Annotated in this window: 21 protein-coding genes; 7 read left to right on the top strand and 14 right to left on the bottom strand. The window is 71.1% G+C overall.

The genetic code is table 11. The annotated features are described in order from the left end of the window. Positions 1 to 50 precede the first annotated feature (50 nt). Positions 51 to 779 (bottom strand): lysophospholipid acyltransferase family protein, encoded by a 729-nt coding sequence (locus tag OHB49_RS30500; RefSeq protein ID WP_052189664.1) that lies wholly within the window; start codon positions 777 to 779, stop codon positions 51 to 53. A gap of 210 nt (positions 780 to 989) precedes the next feature. Here OHB49_RS30500 and OHB49_RS30495 point away from each other — a divergent pair, with 210 nt between their 5' ends. Continuing rightward, positions 990 to 1769 carry an alpha/beta hydrolase gene (locus OHB49_RS30495; RefSeq protein ID WP_313936900.1) on the top strand — a complete coding sequence of 260 codons (780 nt, stop codon included), beginning with the start codon at positions 990 to 992 and terminating at the stop codon, positions 1767 to 1769. Next, entirely contained in the window at positions 1762 to 2427 is a 666-nt protein-coding gene (locus OHB49_RS30490) for a hypothetical protein (RefSeq protein WP_030972977.1), read from the top strand. Before OHB49_RS30495 ends, OHB49_RS30490 begins: the two co-directional genes overlap by 8 nt. Positions 2428 to 2465: 38 nt before the next feature. On the opposite strand, the gene OHB49_RS30485 is transcribed toward OHB49_RS30490, so the two are convergent. The 6 genes from OHB49_RS30485 to OHB49_RS30460 all read right to left on the bottom strand — a co-directional run bounded on the left by OHB49_RS30485 (position 2466) and on the right by OHB49_RS30460 (position 7555). Continuing rightward, on the bottom strand, positions 2466 to 3239 hold the full coding sequence (locus OHB49_RS30485; RefSeq protein ID WP_329164144.1) for an endonuclease/exonuclease/phosphatase family protein: 774 nt from the start codon (positions 3237 to 3239) through the stop codon (positions 2466 to 2468). Positions 3240 to 3318: 79 nt separating this feature from the next. Beyond that, complete coding sequence (locus OHB49_RS30480; RefSeq protein ID WP_329164143.1) at positions 3319 to 4260, bottom strand: ROK family glucokinase; 942 nt, start codon at positions 4258 to 4260, stop codon at positions 3319 to 3321. Positions 4261 to 4335: 75 nt separating this feature from the next. Beyond that, on the bottom strand, positions 4336 to 4794 hold the full coding sequence (locus OHB49_RS30475) for a DUF5304 domain-containing protein (protein WP_329164142.1): 459 nt from the start codon (positions 4792 to 4794) through the stop codon (positions 4336 to 4338). Positions 4795 to 4899: 105 nt separating this feature from the next. Beyond that, on the bottom strand, positions 4900 to 6162 hold the full coding sequence (locus OHB49_RS30470) for an ArsA family ATPase (RefSeq protein ID WP_329164141.1): 1263 nt from the start codon (positions 6160 to 6162) through the stop codon (positions 4900 to 4902). 4 nt (positions 6163 to 6166) lie between these two features. After that, positions 6167 to 6616, bottom strand: coding sequence for an SRPBCC family protein (locus tag OHB49_RS30465; protein ID WP_030972988.1), 450 nt, complete (start codon positions 6614 to 6616; stop codon positions 6167 to 6169). Positions 6617 to 6748: 132 nt separating this feature from the next. Then, a complete protein-coding gene (locus OHB49_RS30460; RefSeq protein WP_313936906.1) occupies positions 6749 to 7555 on the bottom strand; it encodes a metallophosphoesterase family protein in 807 nt (268 codons plus the stop codon). A gap of 279 nt (positions 7556 to 7834) precedes the next feature. On the opposite strand from OHB49_RS30460, the gene OHB49_RS30455 reads away from it, so the two are divergent. Together OHB49_RS30455 and OHB49_RS30450 are read left to right on the top strand one after the other, a co-directional pair. Continuing rightward, a complete protein-coding gene (locus OHB49_RS30455; protein WP_329164140.1) occupies positions 7835 to 9631 on the top strand; it encodes an AMP-dependent synthetase/ligase in 1797 nt (598 codons plus the stop codon). Positions 9632 to 9727: 96 nt separating this feature from the next. Then, on the top strand, positions 9728 to 10195 hold the full coding sequence (locus tag OHB49_RS30450) for a spore-associated protein (RefSeq protein ID WP_313936908.1): 468 nt from the start codon (positions 9728 to 9730) through the stop codon (positions 10193 to 10195). Positions 10196 to 10241: 46 nt separating this feature from the next. Here the strand turns inward: OHB49_RS30450 and OHB49_RS30445 are convergent, their stop codons facing one another. Beyond that, positions 10242 to 11384 carry a glycosyltransferase family 4 protein gene (locus OHB49_RS30445; RefSeq protein WP_329164139.1) on the bottom strand — a complete coding sequence of 381 codons (1143 nt, stop codon included), beginning with the start codon at positions 11382 to 11384 and terminating at the stop codon, positions 10242 to 10244. A 100-nt stretch (positions 11385 to 11484) separates the two neighbouring features. On the opposite strand from OHB49_RS30445, the gene OHB49_RS30440 reads away from it, so the two are divergent. Then, positions 11485 to 12783: a glycosyltransferase family 87 protein gene (locus OHB49_RS30440; protein ID WP_329164138.1), complete on the top strand. Its 1299-nt coding sequence runs from the start codon at positions 11485 to 11487 to the stop codon at positions 12781 to 12783. Here the strand turns inward: OHB49_RS30440 and OHB49_RS30435 are convergent. The 5 genes from OHB49_RS30435 to OHB49_RS30415 all read right to left on the bottom strand — a co-directional run bounded on the left by OHB49_RS30435 (position 12740) and on the right by OHB49_RS30415 (position 18224). Further along, entirely contained in the window at positions 12740 to 13993 is a 1254-nt protein-coding gene (locus tag OHB49_RS30435; protein ID WP_329164137.1) for a hypothetical protein, read from the bottom strand. The two genes, OHB49_RS30440 and OHB49_RS30435, sit on opposite strands and share 44 nt — an antisense overlap. A gap of 17 nt (positions 13994 to 14010) precedes the next feature. Then, positions 14011 to 15036: a C40 family peptidase gene (locus OHB49_RS30430; RefSeq protein WP_329164136.1), complete on the bottom strand. Its 1026-nt coding sequence runs from the start codon at positions 15034 to 15036 to the stop codon at positions 14011 to 14013. Between the two features lie 238 nt (positions 15037 to 15274). Continuing rightward, positions 15275 to 16300, bottom strand: a complete 1026-nt coding sequence (locus tag OHB49_RS30425) for a C40 family peptidase (RefSeq protein WP_030973003.1) — start codon at positions 16298 to 16300, stop codon at positions 15275 to 15277. 283 nt (positions 16301 to 16583) lie between these two features. After that, the gene (locus OHB49_RS30420) at positions 16584 to 17945 is read right to left on the bottom strand and encodes an NYN domain-containing protein (RefSeq protein WP_329164135.1); all 1362 of its coding nucleotides are present in this window, start codon (positions 17943 to 17945) and stop codon (positions 16584 to 16586) included. A gap of 36 nt (positions 17946 to 17981) precedes the next feature. After that, a complete protein-coding gene (locus OHB49_RS30415; RefSeq protein WP_030933560.1) occupies positions 17982 to 18224 on the bottom strand; it encodes a hypothetical protein in 243 nt (80 codons plus the stop codon). Between the two features lie 163 nt (positions 18225 to 18387). On the opposite strand from OHB49_RS30415, the gene OHB49_RS30410 reads away from it, so the two are divergent. Both OHB49_RS30410 and OHB49_RS30405 read left to right on the top strand, forming a co-directional pair. Further along, entirely contained in the window at positions 18388 to 19137 is a 750-nt protein-coding gene (locus tag OHB49_RS30410) for a rhomboid family intramembrane serine protease (protein ID WP_329164134.1), read from the top strand. Beyond that, on the top strand, positions 19134 to 19415 hold the full coding sequence (locus OHB49_RS30405) for an Lrp/AsnC family transcriptional regulator (protein WP_005318592.1): 282 nt from the start codon (positions 19134 to 19136) through the stop codon (positions 19413 to 19415). The genes OHB49_RS30410 and OHB49_RS30405 overlap by 4 nt, the downstream gene beginning before the upstream one ends. Positions 19416 to 19503: 88 nt before the next feature. Here the strand turns inward: OHB49_RS30405 and OHB49_RS30400 are convergent, their stop codons facing one another. Beyond that, entirely contained in the window at positions 19504 to 20880 is a 1377-nt protein-coding gene (locus tag OHB49_RS30400; RefSeq protein WP_329164133.1) for an aminotransferase class V-fold PLP-dependent enzyme, read from the bottom strand. Positions 20881 to 20971: the final 91 nt, after the last annotated feature.

Genomic DNA, 20971 nt, shown 5'->3' with positions numbered 1-20971 from the left:
GCCCCCACCCCCCGACGGACGCCGGCGCGGTTACGCACCGGACCGATTCGTCACCCTTGCATTCCGGGCTTTCCGCCCGCGTGCTTCTCCTCCTCGGCCCTGCGCTTCGCCTCGTCCGCGATCTGCCGCTTTGCCGCGGTCGCGTAGATGTCGACGTACTCCTGGCCGGAGAGTTTCATGATCTCGTACATCACCTCGTCGGTGACCGAGCGCAGGATGAAGCGGTCGCCCTCCATGCCGTGGTACCGGCTGAAGTCGAGCGGCTTGCCGATCCTGATACCGGGGCGCATCAGCTTGGGCATCAGCTGACCGGGCGGCTGGATCTTCTCCGTGTCGATCATCGCGACGGGGATGACGGGCGCTCCGGTGGCGAGGGCCACGCGGGCCAGTCCGCCGGGCTTGCCGCGGTAGAGCCGGCCGTCGGGCGACCGGGTGCCCTCCGGGTAGATACCGAAGAGTCCACCGCTCTCGATGACCTCTATGCCCGCCTTGATGGCCGCCTCACCGGCACCGCGGGCCCCGGAGCGGTCCACCGGGACCTGGCCGACGCCCTTGAAGAAGGCGGCTGTGAGCCTGCCCTTCACGCCGGGTCCGGTGAAGTACTCGGACTTGGCGATGAAGGTGACCTTGCGGTCCAGGACGGCCGGCAGGAAGAAGGAGTCGGAGAACGAGAGATGGTTGCTCGCGAGGATCGCCGGCCCCTGAGCGGGGATGTTCTCCAGGCCCTCCACCCACGGCCTGAAGGCGAGCTTCAATGACCCGCCGATGGAGAACTTCATTGCGCCGTAGATCAACTCGGGTGCCTCCTGTGTGCTGTCGCACTGACCTTAACCCGTGGTGCCGCTGCCGTTCCTGCCCGGCACGGGGCCGAAGCACGGCTGTGACCGGTGACGACCCTGGTCGGTGTCAGCCCGGTCGCGTACGGTGAAGTAATCCTCTTGCACTCCCCCCTTTCGCTCCCCTTCGAGCCTCACGAACAGGAGACCCCCGTGCCGGTCCTTCCTGGAGCCGAGCCGTTCCGCCACGAGGGCGGAGAGGTCGGCGTCCTCCTCTGCCACGGATTCACCGGTTCACCGCAGTCGCTGCGTCCCTGGGCCGACCATCTGGCGGAGCGCGGACTCACGGTCTCGCTGCCGCTGCTGCCCGGGCACGGCACGCGCTGGCAGGACATGCAGGTCACGGGCTGGCAGGACTGGTACGCGGAGGTGGACAGGGAGCTGCGGGCCCTGTCGGAGCGGTGCAGTCAGGTCTTCGTCTTCGGGCTGTCGATGGGCGGCGCGCTGGCGCTGCGGCTGGCGGCGAAGCACGGGGACGCGATCAGCGGCCTGGTTCTGGTCAACCCCGGGAACAAGGTGCACGGCCTGGCGGCGTACGCACTGCCGGTCGTCCGTCATCTGCTGCCGTCGACGAAGGGCGTGGCCAACGACATCGCGCGGGACGGCTCCGTGGAGATCGGCTACGACCGGGTGCCACTGCACGCGGCGCATTCGCTGCGGAATTTCTTCCGGCTGGTCGACACCGATCTGCCGCAGGTCACCCAGCCGCTCCTGCTGCTGCACAGCCCGCAGGACCACGTGGTGCCGCCGGCCGACTCGGCGCGGATCCTCAGCCGGGTGTCGTCCACGGATGTCGAGGAGATCCTGCTGGAACAGAGCTACCACGTGGCGACGTTGGACCACGATGCGGAGCGGATCTTCGACGAGAGCATTTCGTTCATCGGCCGCCTCGCTCCGAGCGTCGGAAAGAAGGGGAGCACATCCGGTGGCTGAGCACGACGCGGAGCGCGCGGGCAGCGAGGAGGAGCGCGAACCGCGCCCCACCGAGGGAGCGGCCGTGCCCGACGGGGGCGCGGGTGCGCAGGATGCCCCGGCAAGGCCCAGGGGCGAGGGCGACCCGATCGACGAGGCGGCCGTCTGGGAAGCGATCGTCGCAGGGTACGGCGAGGAGCCGCCGGACCCGCCGGGTGCCAAGCCGTTCAAGTCGATCGATGACCTCGCGCAGCTGGAGGACGATCAGCGCAACGTCCTGGACCCCGACAAGGGTGCCGGGAAGCAGGGGCCCCCGAAGCCGCCGGAGAAGCCGCTCGGCAGCTCGGTCGTCTTCGCGCCCGGTGTCAACGGTCCGCGTGACTACGAGGTGACGGAGCCGGCCGACGGGGACGACGCGGACAACCACGACGAGGGGCATTTCGTCCCGCCGGAGCCGCCGCCGCTGCCGGAGGCCGACGTCCCGGCGAAGTTCGCCTGGCTCGCGGTCGTCGGCGGGCCGGTACTGCTGCTGATCGCGGTGCTGCTGCAGTGGGACATGACGTGGTGGCTGACCACGCTCTGCGTCGGCGGCTTCCTGGGCGGCTTCGTCACCCTGGTCGCGCGGATGCAGGACACCGACGAGGACGACGACGATCCGGGGCGCGGCGCGGTCGTCTGACACGGCTCCCGGGGCAGTGCGACCAGCCGCCCCCGGGATCAAGCCGGTTCGGCGAGGGAGGCGAGGGCGGGCACCCGGAGTGCTGCCAGAACCGGCAGATGGTCCGTGGCCGCCCGCAGGTCCGGCTCGGTGATGCCGTGCAGCCCCGACGGGACTCCACAGCCGAGGACCTCGATCCCGGCGGTCGCGAAGATCGCGTCGATGCGCAGGCGCGGATCGTGCGCCGGGAAGGTCCGGTCGGCGCCCCACGGCCGGACCGACCGGCAGTCCTGGAGCCGCCCGGCCAGCAGCCGGAAGGCCTTCCCCTCCGGGCCGTCGTTGAGATCGCCGGCCGCGATGGCGTGCTCGACCTGCATGGCATCCAGCCGGTCGAGCAGCAGATCTGCCTGGGCCAGGCGTTCGTCGTGCCGCAGGCTGAGATGGCAACTCAGCAGACCGATCCGGGTGCCCGCGATCCGCACCACCGCCGTGGCGAACCCCCTGCGGTGCAGTCCAGGGGTGCGTGGCAGCAGCAGATCCTCCGTTCGTTCCACGGTGGCGCGCAGCGAACAGAGCAGCAGGGGCCCGGCCGCGGTGGCGCCGCCGGAGAGGAGCACCAGGTCGGTGTGGGCCGCCAGCCAGGCGGCGCGCTTGCGCCAGCGGAAGAAGCGCGGGGCTTCCTGGATGAAGACCAGATCGGGTGCGCAGGCGCGGATGACGCGGGCCAGGGCCTCGCGGTCGTCCCGCATCGACCGGATGTTGTAGCTGAGCACTCTGATGACGGCCGAACCATCCGGCTCGGTACGGGAGTCGGGCAGCGGCGTCAGGACCATACCGCTCACGATACGACGGACGCCCGCCGCTCCCACAGGGGGCGCGACGGGCGTCCGGTGATGTCCGTGACCGGGTGGTTCAGCCCTGCCGGGCCAGGTCCGCCGCGCCCACCAGTCCGGCCTTGCCGCCCAGTTGGGCCGCGAGCACCTGGGCGTGCGGGCGCCATTCGCCGCCGATCAGCCAGCGCCGGAACGACTTGCGGATCGGGTCGAGCACGAGCTCGCCCTCGTCGGAGACGCCTCCGCCGACGATGAACGCGGACGGGTCGAAGAGCGAGGCGAGGTCGGCGAGTCCGGCGCCGGCCCAGCGGGCCAGCTCGCGGAACGAGTCGATCGCCACCGCGTCGCCCTGGCGTGCGGCCTGGCTGATGTGCTTGCCCTCGATGCCGTCCACCGTGCCGTCGCCGAGGCTGAGCAGGATCGTGGCGTTCTCCGGGGTGGCGTTGGCGCGCTGCTTCGCGTACCGGACGAGCGCACGCCCGGAGGCGTACTGCTCCCAGCATCCCTGGCTGCCGCAGCCGCAGAGCAGCCCGTCCGGGACGACCCGGATGTGGCCGAATTCGGCGGCGACGCCGAAGCGTCCGCGGCGCAGTTTGTTGCCGATGATGATGCCGCCGCCCAGGCCGGTGCCGAGCGTGATGCAGATGACGTCGTCGTGGCCCTGGCCGGCGCCGAAGCGGTACTCGCCCCAGGCCGCTGCGTTGGCGTCGTTCTCGACGACGACCGGGAGGCCGACGCGCTGCTCGACCTTGTCCTTGAGCGGCTCGTGCCGCCAGTTGATGTTCGGCGCGAACAGCACCGTGGCGCGCTTGTCGTCGACGTATCCGGCAGCGCCGATGCCGACTGCTTCGACGTCGTGTCCCTCGCTCGCGCCGGCTACCGCCGCCGCGATCGCGTCCACGATGCCTTCAGCCGTCGGCGGGGTCGGCACCTTGAACATCGAGAGGATCCGGCCCTCTTCGTCGACCACTCCAGCCGCGATCTTCGTGCCGCCGATATCGACGCCGATGGTGAGTCCCATGAATCCCTCAGTTTCGGTCGAGCCCCGCTATGGGCAACCGTACCCGAGCACCGGTCCCCGCCCTATCGGTGCCGGTCAGTCCAGGTCGATGTGTTCGCCCCCGCCGGTGCCGCCGTCGCGCGGGTCGGTGGGGTCGTCGGCCTTCTTCGAGGGGCCGCCGGAGTCGGAGGCGCCCTGGGTCCAGCGACGTTCCTGGCTCTCGACGGCGGAGCGGTAGGCGGCGAGGAGTTCGCTGCCGGCCGCGGCGATGTGGTCGAAGACATCGGGGTTGCGTTCGATGACCGGCTCGACGACGGACTTCGCCTGCTTGATCACCTGCTGTACGGCGCCCTGGGCCGCCACGCCGAACAGCGGGGACTGGAGGGCGGCGACCTTGTCGGCCACGGCATCGACCAGTTTGCGCAGTTCTTCGGCGGCGGAGCCGGGCGGCGGGCCGTGCTGGGCGCGGCGGCGGGCCTTCTCCGCTTCGAGATCCTCGGCGCAGGCCTTCGCCCACGCGTCGTCGTCGACGGGACGATCGGTGGCTTCGCTCATGGCGGACTCCTGCGACATGGTTGCGGACGGTGACGCGTACGGGACACGTACGGTGGCGCATACGGGACACGCACTACCGACGTTACCCGAACGGTGGTACGCCGTTCAGGAGGTCCGCGGCCACAGGCCCGGGTCCGGGGTGAACCGGACGCGCAGCACACCGTCGGTGAGCGCCGCGCCGGAGACGGTGCAGCGGCGCAGCGCGGACTCCAGCTCCACGATCCGGCGGAACGGGCCGACGGTCAGGAGCAATTCGTCGCCGCGCCGCACCAGCTGGAGTTCCTCCTTGACGGCTCCGGGCAGCGGCAGGCACCAGACCAGGCCCCCCTCGGGGCCGTCCGGGACGCCCGGGCCCTCGATCCACCAGGGGTTGTCGGCGCGCCCGCCGGTCCGGTCGGCCGGTTCGAAGGCGAGACGGTCGCCCTCGAAGCCGTCTCCCCCGTCGCCCGCCGCCTCGGTGGCGGTCCGGTTCGCCCCGGTGCCGAGAAGGGTGAGGTCGTCGAGCCCCTGCGGGTCCCGGCCGAGGTGGGCCACCTCGCACAAGGAGGTGGCCGGCGCCCACTCCTCGTACCAGTGGTCGACGCACTTCTCCTGCTGTGCGGCGAGCGCGGCGAACCACGGGTCGGACGAGTGACGGGGCAGCACCCGGTTGACGGTGAGGGTGTCGACGCGCAGCCCGTGCAGGGCGAGTCCGGTGCGGGCGGTGCGCAGGGCGTCCTCGGCGGCGGGTCCGGGTTCGGCGACGAGGCGGACCGTGGTACCCCGGTCCTCGATCAGCGTCTGGACGGCGGCCAGCTCGGCGTCGCGGCGGGCGGCGGTCTCGTACAGCCACTGGGCGGGCATCGGAACGCCGGCGAGCTGGGCGAGCATCGGGCGCAGGGCGCGGGCGGCCTGGCGTTCCGGGGGCAGCAGGCGGCGCAGATAGCGGCGCAGCTGCTCGGGCAGGGCGAGCACGGCGAGGGCCTCGCGCAGCGGCGGCAGGTCGACGACGAGAAGCTCGTGGCCGTCGTGCGACCAGTCGCCCTCGGCGGCGCGGCGCAAGGTGTGCAGCAGGGCGAGTTGGCCGCTGCCGGGGAGTTCGGTCAGCTCCTCGGCGTCGAGCCGGTTGCCGCCGAGCAGGTCGAGTACCGGGGACGCCTGGTCCTGGAGAGCCAGGAGTTCGGTGCGGAAGTGCTCGCCGGAGTCGACGCGGGCGAACCGGAGTCCATCGGTGACCTCGGTGGGTTCCGTGGCGTCGGGGAAGCCGGGTATGGCGTCGGCGGACAGCAGCAGCGTGCGGTGGCCGCGGCGGGCGGCGGCCAGTGCGGTCGCCGCCGCGACGGTGGTACGGCCGGCGCCGCCGGGGCCGGTGACGAGGACCGTACGCACCGGGTCAGCCCTGCGGGACGGACTCGACGCGCTTCTTCAGACCGGCCAGGGCGCGGTCGATGATGACCTTCTCGGCCTTGCGCTTGATCATGCCGAGCATCGGGATCTTGACGTCGACGGTCAGCCGGTAGGTGACCTCGGTGCGGCTGCCGTCACCGATCGGGGCCAGTGCGTAGGAGCCGTCGATGGCACGCAGCATCTGGGACTTGACCAGGGTCCAGCTGACCTCGTGGTCGCCGGTCCAGGTGTACGCGAGGGTGTGGTCGTCCTTGATCGCACCGGCGTCGAGGACGAGGCGGACCTTCTCGGCGCGGCCGTTGTCGTCCTTGGCGAGGATTTCGGCCTCCTTGACCTCGCCGGTCCATTCCGGGTAGCGGTCGAAGTCGGCGATCACGCCCATGACGTCGGCCGGTGCCGCCTCGATCGTGATGCTCGAGCTGGTGTGTTCAGCCATCGCTGTGGCTCCTCCAGTGCGGGGTACCGGTCGGTCGGCAGAGGCCTGCCGCCAGAAGGCTATCGCGTGCGCGGGGCGCATCGTCCCAGGGTCCGGTCGGCACGGCCCACCGGTCCCGGTCGCCGGTCCTGGTCACCACTCCAGGGCCCATGGCCGGCCGGTCGACGCGAAGTGCCCGACGTTCACGCATTCGGTGGCGCCGATCCGCATCCGGCGGACCAGCGGCTGGTGGACATGGCCGAAAACTGCGTACCGGGGGCGGGTCCGGCGGATCGCGTCGAGCAGCGCCCGGCTGCCGCGCTCGAAGCGGCGCGCCACGGTGTCGTACGTCAGTTCCGGGACGTCGGGCGGGATGTGCGTGCACAGCACGTCCACCTCGCCGATCGCCTCGACCTTGGCGGCGTACTCCTCGTCGCTGATCTCGTACGGGGTGCGCATCGGGGTCTGCAGTCCGCCGCCGACGAAACCGAAGACCCGGCCTCCGATCTCGACGCGTTCACCGTCCAGGACGGTGGTGCCGGGACGGGCGTACTCGGGCCAGAGATCGGGGATGTCGACGTTGCCGTAGGTGGCGTACGTGGGGGTGGGGAACGCATCGAACAGCTCGGCGTACTGCTTGCGCACCGCGCCGACGATGGCGGCGTTGCGGTCCAGGCCCGCCCAGAGACCGCGACCGAAGTCCCGAGCCTCCTCGAAGCGCCGGGCGGTGCGCAGTTCGACGATCCGGTCGGCGTTCTCGACACCGAAGAGATCGGGGAAAATACCGCGCGAGTGGTCGGCGTAGTCGAGGAAGAGCACGAGGTCGCCGAGACAGACGAGCGCGTCCGCGCCATCCCCGGCACGGGCCAGCGCTTCGGTGTTCCCATGCACGTCACTGACCACATGGATGCGGGTGCGGCGTGCGGTGGCGGCATCACGGCTGTTCGGTCCGGCTCGCATGACGATCACCCTAGGACGACGTGCGCAGCATGGGTAGAGCCGCCGGACCTGCGGTTACTTCCTGGTCGTAACCCGGGTGCACTACTGTGCGCGCAAGGACCACCAATATGTGTGACGCATAAAACATCTGGCCGGAACCCCCTATCCGGAACCGAGTACTGATGGGTAACGTCCGAGCAGTCCAGTCGTGCTCACCCCACTGAGCACCCGCCAATCTTGGACCGCATCCGGTGCGTCACACAGTGCCGTGGCACCGGAGCCCGATGAGGAGCAGCAGTCTTGCGCGAGTTCAGCCTTCCGGCCCTGTACGAGGTCCCCTCGGACGGCAACCTGACGGATCTCATCCGCCGCAATGCCGCGCAGCATCCCGACGTCGCGGTGATGAGCCGCAAAGTGGCAGGCGTCTGGACCGATGTGACCGCCACCCAGTTCCTGGCCGAGGTCAGAGCGGCCGCCAAAGGCCTGATCGCCGCGGGCATCGAGCCCGGCGACCGGGTCGCACTCATGTCCCGTACCCGTTTCGAATGGGTCCTGCTCGACTTCGCGATCTGGAGCGCCGGGGCGGTCACCGTCCCGGTGTACGAGACCAGTTCCGCCGAGCAGGTCCAGTGGATCCTCGGCGACTCGGGCGCGGTCGCGGTCCTCGTCGAGAGCGACGCGCACGCCGAGTCCGTCACCTCCGTGCGCGACCGGCTGCCCGGCCTGCGCAACGTCTGGCAGATCGACAAGGGCGCGGTCGACGAGCTGACCGCGGCGGGCGCCCAGGTCTCGGAGGAGACCCTCGACCTGCGCGGCGCGAGCGCCAGAGCCGACGACCCGGCGACCATCGTCTACACCTCGGGCACCACCGGCCGTCCCAAGGGCTGTGTGCTCACGCACCGCAGCTTCTTCGCGGAGTGCGGCAATGTGGTGGAGCGGCTCAGGCCGCTCTTCCGCACCGGCGAGTGCTCCGTTCTGCTCTTCCTGCCCGCGGCCCATGTCTTCGGACGGCTGGTCGAGGTGGCGTCGGTGATGGCGCCCATCAAGCTCGGCTGCGTCCCGGACATCAAGAACCTCACCGATGAGCTGGCCTCGTTCCGGCCGACGCTGATCCTCGGTGTGCCGCGGGTCTTCGAGAAGGTCTACAACTCGGCGCGTGCCAAGGCGCAGGCCGACGGCAAGGGCAAGATCTTCGACAAGGCCGCGAACACGGCGATCGCGTACAGCCGCGCGCTGGGCACCCCCGAAGGCCCGTCCATCGGCCTGAAGTTCAAGCACAAGGTGTTCGACCGGCTGGTCTTCAGCAAGCTGCGGGCCGTACTCGGCGGCCGCGGCGAGTACGCGATCTCCGGCGGCGCGCCGCTGGGCGAGCGGCTCGGGCACTTCTACCGCGGCATCGGCTTCACGGTGCTGGAGGGCTACGGCCTCACCGAGACGTGTGCGGCCACCGCCTTCAACCCGTGGGACCGGCAGAAGATCGGTACGGTCGGCCAGCCGCTGCCCGGATCGGTCGTCCGGATCGCCGACGACGGCGAGGTGCTGCTGCACGGCGAGCACCTGTTCGCGGGCTACTGGAACAACGAGGCGGCGACGGCCGAGGCGCTGGCCGACGGCTGGTTCCACACGGGCGACATCGGCACCCTCGACGAGGACGGCTATCTCGCGATCACCGGCCGCAAGAAGGAGATCATCGTCACGGCGGGCGGCAAGAACGTCGCACCCGCGGTGATCGAGGACCGGATCCGCAGCCACGCGCTGGTCGCCGAGTGCATGGTGGTCGGCGACGGGCGGCCGTTCGTCGGTGCGCTGATCACCCTGGACGAGGAGTTCCTCGGCCACTGGGCCGCGGAGCACGGCAAGCCGGCCGGCTCGACGGCGGTGTCGCTGCGCGAGGACCCGGAGCTGCTGGCCGAGGTGCAGCGGGCGGTGGACGACGGCAACGCGGCGGTGTCCAAGGCGGAGTCCGTGCGTAAATTCCGCATCCTTGCCTCGCAGTTCACCGAGGAGGCGGGCCACATCACGCCGTCGCTGAAGCTGAAGCGAAATGTGGTGGCGAAGGACTTCGCGGACGAGGTCGAGTCCATCTACCAGCGCTGACCGGGTCGTTGGCCGAAAGCTGGCCTTGTCCCCCATGCGGGGGCGGTGCAAGGGTCGGGATCACTCGAACTGATCCGCTTCCCTAGGGAGACCCCTGTGCGTACTGCCTTCCAGCGGGCCGGTCTGGTCGTGGCCGTGGCAGCCTCCGCCTTCGTGGCGGTGCCTGCCACGGCCGATGCGGCAGCGGCCGCGGCCAGTCCGACCGCGGTCTGCGGGGCCGACGGTCACAGCTACTCCGTCGTCGCCTCGTCCCCCGTGAAGTTCAGCAGCGGCACGGTGGCCGGTACCGTCTACCTGATGTACAGCAGCGGCAACGGCAAGAACTGTGTCGTGACGGTCAAGACCTCGTACACGGGCACGGCCACCTTCACCACCGCCCAGCTCATCATCCAGAACGGCAACACGTACGTCGACCAAGGCAACTACACCAGCTACGCCGGGCCGGTCCGGGGCAGCGCCGCCGGCAAGTGCGTGAAGTACTGGGGCTCGATCAACACCGGGCCGGACGGACAGGCCGGGGCCAACGCCAGCGGCGGTCGCATGAGCTGGGGCAACTGCGGCTGAGAACAGTGCGATGCCCGGCGCAGGACGCGCCGGGCATCGCTGTGTCTCACAGCAGTGTTCTGAGCCGCTCCGCCAGCAGGTCCCAGCGCCACTTCTCCTCGACCCAGGCCCGGCCCCGCTCCCCCATCCGCTGCCGCAGCTCCGGGTCGCCGAGCAGGGTGGCGATCCGGTCGGCGGACTCCTCCACGGAGCCGCCCCGCACCACCCAGCCGGTCTCGCCGTCCAGTACGGCGTCGGGGGCGCCGCCGGAGTCGCCCGCCACCACCGGCAGTCCGGTCGCGGACGCCTCCAGGTAGACGATGCCGAGGCCCTCGACGTCGAGTCCGCCGCGGCGGGTGCGGCACGGCATGGCGAAGACGTCGCCCGCGCCGTAGTGGGCGGGCAACTCCTCCCACGGCACCGGTCCGGTGAACCGTACGGAGTCGCTGACGCCCGTCTCCTCGGCGAGCTTCTTCAGCTCCTTGGCGTACGGTCCGCCGCCGACGATCAGCAGTACGGCGTCCGGCTCGCGTGCCAGGATCGCGGGCATCGCGAGGATCAGGGTGTCCTGCCCCTTGCGGGGCACCAGCCGCGACACGCAGACGACGACGGGCCGGTCCGTGAGCCCGAGCCGGGCCCGGACCCGGCCACCGCCGGAGTCCGGATGGAAGATCTTCTCGTCGACGCCGGGCGGCAGTCGGACCATACGGCTCGCGGCCTCGGGAGTGAGCGCGGCCGCGATCCGGGAGCGGGTGTACTCGCCGAGGTACGTGATGGTGTCCGTGCCCTCGCCGATCCGGCGCAACAGCTGCCGGGACGCAGGGAGTTGGGCCCAGGCCGCCTCGTGCCCGTGGGCGGTCGCGACCAGGCGCCGGGCGCCGGCCTTCCGCAGCGCCGGTGCCATCAGCCCCAGGGGGGCGGCGGCGCCGAACCAGACGGATGTGCAGTCGTGCGCGCGCAGCAATTGGACCGCGCGCCGGGTCACCCGGGGGGTCGGCAGCAGCATCGTCGTACGGTCGCGGACGACGGTGAACGGCTGCTCGGCGTCGAACGCGGCGGTGGCCGCGAGACCCTCGGGGCTCCGCTTCCAGGTGGAGGCGTAGACGACAATTTGTCCGGGGTCCAGGCGCAGTGCCATATTGTGCAGAAATGCCTGGATACCGCCGGGTCGGGGCGGGAAGTCATTGGTCACGATCAGGGTCTTGTCCATCGCCGCTGACAGTACCGAACCGCTGGGCCTGATGGCTCCCGCACAGAGACGCCGTGCATCATGGCTCATCGAGCCACCGGCGAAGGGAATGAGTGCGGCCATGACGGCAGCAGGCGGCACCGGCAGATTTCTCGCACCCGTGGCGGTGTGGGCCCTCACCAGGGCCGTGTTGCTGCTCTGTGTCCTGAAGGTCATCACGCTGCCGGGCCCGGACGTGACGAGTGACGTCTCGATGATCTACCACGGCTGGTCCGAGGTGCTGAAGAGCGGTACGTACCCGCAGTCCGACGTCACCTGGCAGTACCCGCCCGTCGCGGCGCTCGCCATCCTCTCCCCGGCCCTGCTGCCGTTCCTGGACTACACCTCGGCCTTCTTCGTCCTCGTGTGCCTGTGCGACGCGCTGGTGCTGGGCCTGCTGCTGTACGCGGGCCGGCAGGCCGGCAGGCGGACGGCGGGCGGTTGGGTCTGGGTGGCGGGAGTACCGCTGCTCGGCACGACGGCGTACGCCCGTTACGACGTGATGGTGACGGCGGTCGCGGTGGCGGCGCTGCTGGCGGGGGCGCGGCATCCGCGGGTGCTGGGGGCGCTGGCCGCCTTCGGTGCGCTGCTGAAGGTGTGGCCGGTGCTGCTGCTCGTCGGCACGGCGCGCGGGGAGCACACCCGCCGCTCGTGGACGGCCGCCGCGGTGACGGCGGCCGGTCTGCTGGTGGCGTGTGCGGCTGCGATGCCGGGCGCGCTGGCCTTTCTCGGCTTCCAGCGCGACCGGGGCACCGAGGTCGAGTCGCTGGGCGCGCTGGTATTCCATGTGGCGCGGCAGTTCGGCTGGCAGGGCCGGGTGGAGCTGAACTACGGATCGCTGGAGTTCATCGGTCCGCACGTACCGCTGGTGAGCACGCTGGCGCTCGGTCTGAGCCTGATCGCCTGCGGCTGGCTGCTGGTGTGGCGGCTGCGGGCCCGCACGTCCGGGGCGAGCACCACGGCCGACGCGGCGTTCACGGCGGTCCTGTTGTTCACGACCACCAGCCGGGTGATCAGCCCCCAGTACATGCTGTGGCTGGTCGGTCTTGCGGCGGTCTGCCTGGTCTTCCGGTCCGGCCGGATGGGATTGCCGGCCGGACTGGTACTGGCCGCGACGGGCGTCACGCAACTGGAGTTCCCGCTCGGATTCATCCACGTGGTGACCAGCGACGCAACGGGCGTGACGCTGATGTTCGTACGCAATGGCCTGCTGGTCGCGGCGACCCTGGTCGCGGCGAGGCGGCTGTGGCGGCGGACGGTGACCGAGCCGGGGAGGCCGGAGCAGCCGGTGCCGGTCCGGCCGGTCCCCTACCGCGGGTCCGCACCGGCCGGGGACGTCAGCCGAGACGGGACCGCAGATACTCCCGCCAGCGCGCCGTGAAGTCCTGCTCGGTCGTGCCGAGCACCTCGTGCAGGGCCTGCTCCACCGCTCCGTCCCGCCCTGAGTGCCCCCCGACGGCCCGGTAGAGGGCGAACAGCTTCTTCTCGCCCCAGTGGTCGGCAATCAGCGCGCAGGCCAGCCAGCCGCCCTCGTACGCCCTCGCGAGGCGCCCGGAGTCGCCACCGAAGCGGAAGTCCTCGTCCGTGGGGAGTGCGACGGGCAGCTCGCCGCTCCGGACGGCTTCCGCCAGTTCCGGCGCGGCCTGTGCGGGGGTCCGGTCCTCGGCGCGGTAGGCCGCCCAGTCGGCGAAGCCCTCGGAGAGCCAGGTCGGGGTGGCGGCGGAGGTACGGGCGCGGGTGGCGACATGGGCGGTCTCGTGGGTGAGCACGACCCGCTGTCCGAACGTGCCGAGCATCGCGTATGCCTGCGGATTGACGATCACCCGGTCCGCGGGCGTCCGGCCCGGTCCGCCGGTCTCCCCGGTGGTGACGGCCGCGATGCCCCGGTAGTTCGCCACCGGTGCCCCGAGCAGCCCGGCCATGTCGTCGACCGTCTTCGGCACGACCACCACCACGCGGGCGGCCCAGCGCTCCGGCCAGGCGGCGGAGACGGCGGGCACCGCGCGGTCCTCGGTGTCCGCGATCCGGCGCAACTCCTCCTGCGTGCGGCCGACGCCGAGGACGAGGCTGTGCGTGCCGCGTACGACCCGCACGTCGCCCTGCTGCCAGAGCTGCCGGCCGCCGTCCTTCCCGGCCCGGTCGGCGGCGATGTACCAGCGGCCGTCCGCCCCGTGCCGCTCCAGGTCGAGGACCCGGTCGGTGGTGACCGGGGCACTGTCGTAGCCCGCGATCCGGTACCGCAGTTCGACGTCGGCGGTGGCCCTGGCGGCGCCGTGTTCGTGCACGTCGGTCACTTCGTACGTCCACGAGCTCAGCGGCACGTCGGCCAGGTTGGCCAGTTCACGGCGCTGGGCCGTCCGCAGCCCGGTGGCTCCGGGGGCGACCGTGGCCGCATAGGCGTCCGGGTCGTGGTCCAGGACGGCGGCGGCTCGGCGGTCCAGGGTGGCGCGGACGTCGCGGGCCGTGGTGTCGGGGGAGGTGGCGGCGGGGGCCGTGCAGGCGGATGCGAGCAGCAGAGCGGCGAGTGCCGCGCCCGCCGCGCACCACCGTCCGTCACGTCCCCGGCCTGCCGTACGTCCCTGATCAGCCACCCGGTCGAGGGTACGGGTCAGATACGGGTGACCGACGAGACGGGCATCATGCCGACCGGGTCGTAGCGGACCGGGGCGCCCGGGTACGGGGCGTGGATCACCTGGCCGTTGCCGACGTACATCCCGATGTGACTGGCGTCCGCCCGGTACGCGACCAGGTCGCCCGGGCGGGCCATGGAGAGCGGCACCATGCGTCCGGCGTACCGCTGGGCCTGGGAGGTGCGCGGCAGGCTGACACCGGCCTGGGCGTACGCCCACTGCATCAGCCCGGAGCAGTCGAACCCCGCAGGCCCGTTGGCACCCCAGATGTACGGGCGTCCGACGGCGTGCCGGGCCGCCATCACGGCGGCCGCCGCCCGGGACGAACCCGGCGGCAGATCGATCATGCCCGGGAAGACGTCGTCGCGGCCGGTGCGCGAGGCCCGGCCGAAGGCCGCCCGGTCCGCGCCCGGCAGCGAGCTCAGCAGCTGCCTGGCCCGCTCGAGTTTCTGCTCGACGGTCCGTTTGTGGCGGACGGCGGCGGCCCGGTTGCGCTCCAGACCGGCCAGCGAGCGGGCGGCCTCCGCCCGGGCCTGTGCGAGCCCGCGCCGGGCGCGCTGGAGCTTCTGCAGAGTGCTCGCCCGACGGACGTTCAGCCGGTCGAGCGTGGCCGCCCGGTCGAGGTAGCTGTCCGGGTCCGAAGAGAGCAGCAGGGCGAGCGAGGGATCGATGGAGCCTGCGCGGTACTGCGCGGCGGCGGCCGAACCGACCGCGGTGCGGAGCCGGTTGATCTGTTCCTGGTCGCGGGCCGCCCGTTCCTGGGCCCGGATCACCTCGCCGCGCAGCCGCACGGCGTCCTCCCCGGCCTTGTTGAACTGCTCGGTGGCGCGCTCGGCCTCGCCGTACAACCGGTCGACCTCGGCCTTGGCGGTCCGGGGCGTGTCCTGCGGTTCGGCGTTCGCGGTGGCCGCCCCGAGTGCGGCGGCAGCGGTCGCCGCCGACAGGACTGTGATCCGGACGCTCCGGTTGGCGCCGGGCTGTGTGGAACGGCGATGGGACACCACAGGACGCCGCACTCCCTTCCGCTGTACGCAGAGGTGCGCAGCCCCCTGCCGCCCGGGGCGGGCGGACCGACGGACGGGAGCTGCACAGCAGGCAGACAGTAGCCGCGCGACTACGGAGCGCCCAACGGCCGTGGCGGTCGGGTGACGGGTGCGAAAGCCGCCGCCCCGCCGGTGACCTGTGGTCTCCGGCGGGGCGGGTAGTTGGTCAGGGCGTCGGAATTCGCCCGTTCGGGCGTCGTCAGATGCGCACGCCGACCTGGAAGCTGCCGATGGTGTTCATCGACTCGTAGCGGACCACCGCGCCCGGCTTCGGGGCGTGCAGGACGGTGTTGTTGCCCGCGTACAGGCCCACGTGCGCCGTGTTGTTGAAGAAGACCAGGTCGCCCGGCTTGAGGGCGCTGCGGCCTATCTGGGTGCCCTGGTTGATCTGGGTGTACGTGGTGCGGGTGATAGCGGCGCCGGCCTGGGCATAGGCCCACTGGGTGAGGCCCGAGCAGTCGTAGGAGCTGGGGCCGGTGCCGCCGGAGACGTACGGCTTGTTGAGCTGGGTGGCGGCGGCCCGGAGAGCGGCGGCGCCGAGGGCGGAGGCGGGGACCTCGTTGCCCAGGTCGACCCGGCTGCCCGCGGCGCGGCTCGCGCGCAGGTCGTCCTGGCGCATCTTCTCGCGCTCGGCGGCGGTCAGGGTGTTGAGCAGGCTCCGCGCCTCGGCGAGCTTGCCCTGGAACTTCTTCTTGTTCTCACCCAGCGTCTTGCGGACGTCCGCGAGGTCGGCCAGCTTGTCCTGGGCCTCCTTGCGCTGCTGCGCGAGGGCCCGCTGCTTCTCCTGGATCTTCTCCAGGGACTCGGTCTGCTTCGCCGTCAACTGGTCGAGGGCCGAGGCCTCGTCGAGGAAGCTGTCCGGGTCGGAGGCGAGGAAGAGCTGCACGGACGGGTCGATACCACCGGAGCGGTACTGCGCGGCGGCGAGCGAACCGAGGCCGCTGCGGAGCGTGTTGAGCTCCTCCTGGCCGCGGGCCACCTTGTCCTGCAGCGCACCGACCTGCTTCTCGAGCTTCTGCTGCTGCTCCTTGGCCCCGCTGTACTTCTCGGTGGCCGTCTCCGCCTCGTGGTAGAGCTTGTCGACCTTCGCCTTGACCTCACTCTTGGTCGGCTTGGGGTCGGCGTGGGCGGCCTGGGAGGTCAGGGCAACGGCCGCGGCGGCGGTCGCGGTGAGCACGGTCACGCGGGTGCGGCTCGGCTGCTTGGGACGACGGTGGGACGCCACGAAGGCGAGCTCCTTCTTCCTCGAGCCGCCTACCGGGTTGTGGGGGATCGGATCCCCGGCTCCGTGCACGTCACGGACTCGGCGGTTCCTTCGCTGTCACCCCGGATGGGTGATCAACCGTGCGAAGGTTCGAGGCCCGACCTTAGTGACCATCTTGTGATCAGTTCAAATCCTCACAAGCAAAATCTCGCCCCAACGGTCACTTCTTTACTCACATCACACCGCGTGTAGCCGCAGCTTGACGGACCGTTCTGTAAATTCCGGCAAGTCACCACAACTAGCACTAAACACGCGAAAGTCGCTTCAGGAGCAAGACGGACGCAACGGGCCTGGCCCCCGCCTTCGCGACGCCGTCCGCCACCTCGCGGTCGGTGGAGACCACGACGACGGGCCTGCCCGGCGGTTCGGCGCGGGCCAGTTGACGGATGAGCTCGTCGGCGGTGACACCTGGCTTGCTGAAGAGCACCCGCACCCCGCGCGGCGGTGCGAGCAGGACCGGAGCGGCCAGTTCGGCCCCGTCGAAGACGCAGGTCATCTCGGCGCCGGACTGCGCCGCGAGCACCGCGAGACCGCCCAGCAGCCGCAGTCGCTGCTTCTCCAGCGGCAGTTGCGGATAGCCGGTCTTGGTGACGTTGTAGCCGTCCACGATCAGATGCGCCTGCGGCAGTGCGAGCAGTTGGTCGAGCAGGGCCGGGTCGGTGTCCGAAAGCGCCCTGGCGGCAATGTCCTTGGGCGACATCGCACCGGGCTCGACCGCGTCGACACTGTCCGCGGGGCGGATCGAAGAGGGCGGCAGGGCCAGTTCGCGGCGCAGCCCGCGGGCCGCGTCGAGCACCGTGTCGAGCAGCAGCCGCAGCCGCATGTCCTCGACCGAGCGGCCCTCCCTGGCTGCCCTGCGGCTCGCCTCGACGGACGCCTCCGCCTCTCCGAGCCGGGCCCGCAGCCGCCGGGTCTCGCTCTCGGCCGCGGAGATCCGCGCGGCCGCCTCGGTCCGTACGGTCTCGGTCTCGGCCTTGCCCCGGCGCACCGCTGCCTCACCGCGCTTGACCTCGCTCAGGGCGGAGCGCAGTTTGCGCTGCAGCGCGTCGGCTTCCTTGCGGGCCGCGTCCAGCTCACCGCGGAGCCGTTCGGTCTCGCTCTTGGTCTGGGTCCGGGCCTGGGCGAGTTCCTCGCGCAGCCGTTCCAGTTCGCGCCGGCTCTCCTCGTCGGCCCGTTCGGCGTCGGCCCGCTGGACCTCCTCGCCGGCTGCGGCGACCAGCTTCACCCAGCCGACCGGGCGCAGCACATAGGCCGCGGCGGCCACATCGACGGGGTCGGCGGCAGCGGGCGGCGCCCCTGCCTCCACAGCCGCGGTCAGCTCGGGCTGCGACTCCCGGAGCCGTTCTCCGATGCGCTGGCGGAACAGTGTGTCGCTCTCCAGGGCGGCCGCCATCGCGTTCCCGGCGAACTTGGCGCGCCGGGTCGGGGTGAAGCGGGCGTACTGCCTCAGCTGGGCCGGGAGTTCGGTGACCGTGAGGCCACCGAACGCGTCCGAGACCAGCGCGACGACCCGCCGCCGTACGCCTTCGGGCAGCGGGCGGTCGAGCGCCTCGACGGCGTCGCCGGCTCCATCTGCCGGTTCGGCGCCGCTTGCGGGCTGCTCCACGATCCGTCACCCCAAATGTCTGTCCGCACGGCCCCGTCAGGAGTCGGCACCCGGCCTGTCGACTAGTTCGATCTGGTCCACCGCGTTGCACCAACGACACCGGACCGACTCGATGGTCTCACTGACCACCTCGCGCTCTTCGACGGTCGCTTCTCCTGCGAGGTCGAGATGCACGTATTCGACAACCTTGGACGAACGCGTCACGTCGAAGCGCGTGAGATTCCCGCAGAGCGTGCAGCGCCAGCGGGTCCCGTCGGTCGGCTGGGGAACCGTCGTCATCGTTGCGTCCTCTTTCGTCGAGCGTCGTGCTGCTGCCTGCCCAGGATCTCGCGGTGCGCCGTCGAACTGCGGATGTCCTGCTGTAACCCTACGGCCTTGTGCATACCCATCGGCACGGCGAGGCGGTCTGCCCCGTTCCATTACCTTGCGTCATGCTCTGTTCATGATCGAACGGCGTGCTGTGACGGGCGGACCGACCGGCAGGCTCCTGCGCGCCGCCACCGCGGGCGGTGCCCCGGTGACGTATGCCCTCATCGGCCTGTGCTGTGCCATCTTCCTGATCAGCCCGCTCTCCGGGTTCAACCCCACGTACGGCACCGCCGACACCCTGCTCGCCGCACAGGCCGGGTACTTCGAACGCTGGGGGGTGATCCCCGCCGAGCTGTGGGGCGGCTCGGCACACGCCCTGCTCACCCCGCTGACCGCACTCTTCGTGCACGGCAGCTGGCTGCATCTGCTCGGCAACATGCTCTTCCTGTACGTCTTCGGGGCGATGGCCGAGGAGCGGATGGGCCGTGCCGAGTTCGCCTTCTTCTATCTCGGCTGCGGCTATCTCGCCCTGCTGGCGTACGCGGCGGCGCACGCCAGCTCCGACCAGACCCTCGTCGGCGCCTCGGGGGCGATCTCCGCGGTGCTCGGGGCGTTCCTGTACCTGTTCCCCCGGGCCCGGGTCACCAGCCTCTTCCCGTTCCTGCTCTTCCTGCCACTGCGCTTTCCCGCCTGGATCGTGCTGATCTTCTGGTTCGTCCTGCAGTGGATGGCGGCGCAGGGTGCGGGCAGCGGACCGGGGGTGGCCTATCTCGCCCATGTGGTCGGCTTCGCCACCGGCTTCCTCTACGCCTGGGGGCGCTACCGCCGTGGGGCTAGAGTGAAGACTCCAGCCACGGCCACCGAGGGAGAAAGCCAGCCGTGATCACCGCGATCGTGCTCATCAAAACCAGCGTGGACCGGATTCCCGAGATCGCCGAGTCCATCGCGGCGCTGGACAGCGTCAGCGAGGTCTTCTCGGTCACCGGCACGTACGACCTGATCGCCATGGTCCGGGTGGCCAAGCACGACGATCTGGCGGACGTCATCCCCGGCCGGATCAGCAAGATCCCGGGCGTCGAGGGCACCGACACGCATGTCGCGTTCCGTACGTACTCGCAGCACGACCTGGAAGCCGCCTTCGCCATCGGTCTCGACGCGTAGGTACGCCACATCACGCCGTAATACTTCGGCCGGGGACGGGCAGCTGCCCGTCCCCGGCCGAAGTATTACGGCCTCGGTGCCCGGCCGGTCAGACCTGAGCCGTGCCCCGGTCCGGGACGCAGCGGCCGTCCTCGGTGCGGTACTTCCACTGGGCACCCTCGCTCACCAGCTCCTTGACCGCGCGGACGAACCGCTCGATGTGCTCGTCCGGCGTACCGGCGCCGAAGCTGACCCGGATCGCGTTCAGCGAGCGCTCGCCCGGCTCGGCCTCCGGCGCACCGCACTCGCCCGGGTCCTGCGGGTCGCTGCCCAGCAGGGTGCGCACCAGCGGGTGGGCGCAGAACAGTCCGTCGCGTACCCCGATGCCGTACTCGGCGGAGAGCGCCGCCGCGAAGTGCGAGCTGTTCCAGCCCTCCACCACGAAGGAGATGACGCCGACCCGCGGGGCGTCGTCGCCGAACAGCGACAGCACCTTGACCTGAGGGACCTCGGCAAGGCCTTCGCGGACCCGGGTGACGAGCTGCTGCTCGCGGGCGACGAGGCGGTCGAAGCCGGCCTCGGTGAGCGCCTTGCAGGCGGAGGCGATGGAGTAGACACCGATGACGTTGGGCGAACCGGCCTCGTGCCGGGCGGCGGTGGAGTGCCACTCCACGTCCACACCGCCGTCGGTGCGCCGGGCGACCTTCCGGGAGGCGCCGCCACCGGCCAGGTACGGCTCGGCGTCCTGCAGCCAGTCGGCGCGGCCCGCGAGGACACCGGAGCCGAACGGCGCGTACAGCTTGTGTCCGGAGAAGGCGACCCAGTCGACGTCGAGCTCGTCGATGTCGACCGGGTGGTGCGGCGCGAGCTGTGCGGCGTCCAGCACGATCCGGGCGCCGTGGGCGTGGGCGGCGGCGGCCAGCTCCTTCACCGGCCACAGCTCACCGGTGACGTTCGAGGCGCCGGTGACGCAGACCAGCGCGGGGCCGTACGGGTCACGGCCGGCGAGCGCCCGCTCCAGCGTCTCGATGGCCTGGGCCGGGGTGCGGGGAGCATTGAGGTAGGTGACACGGGCGTCGCGCCAGGGCAGCAGCGAGGCATGGTGCTCGGTCTCGTACACGAAGACCTGACAGTCGGCGGGGACCGCCCCGGCCAGCAGGTTCAGCGAGTCCGTCGTCGACCGGGTGAAGATCACCTGGTCCCCGGCGCGGCAGCCGAGGAACTCCGCGACCGCCTTGCGGCTGTTCTCGAAGAGGTCCGTGGAGAGCTGCGAGAGGTAGCCGGCGCCGCGGTGGACGCTGCCGTAGTACGGGGCGTACGCGGCGACGTCGTCCCACACCCGCTGCAGGGCCGGGGCACTGGCCGCGTAGTCCAGGGCGGCATAGGTGACTTCTCCGCCGGTAACGAGCGGAACAGTTACATCCTTGCCCAGAACAGGCAGCGGGGAACAAATGGAACGGTCGGCGGCAGCGGTGACGACAGACATGGCGAACTCCCGTAAGAGGCAGGCGAATTCACTGCGCCGGCGGGTACGCGGCAGCGCAGGAGGAAGAAAAAGGGGGTTGCGGAGAGGGGCC

The organism is Streptomyces sp. NBC_01717 (assembly GCF_036248255.1).
Classification (GTDB): domain Bacteria; phylum Actinomycetota; class Actinomycetes; order Streptomycetales; family Streptomycetaceae; genus Streptomyces.
Note: the sequence above shows the minus strand (reverse complement) of the source record. Positions and strands in the feature narration are given on the sequence as shown.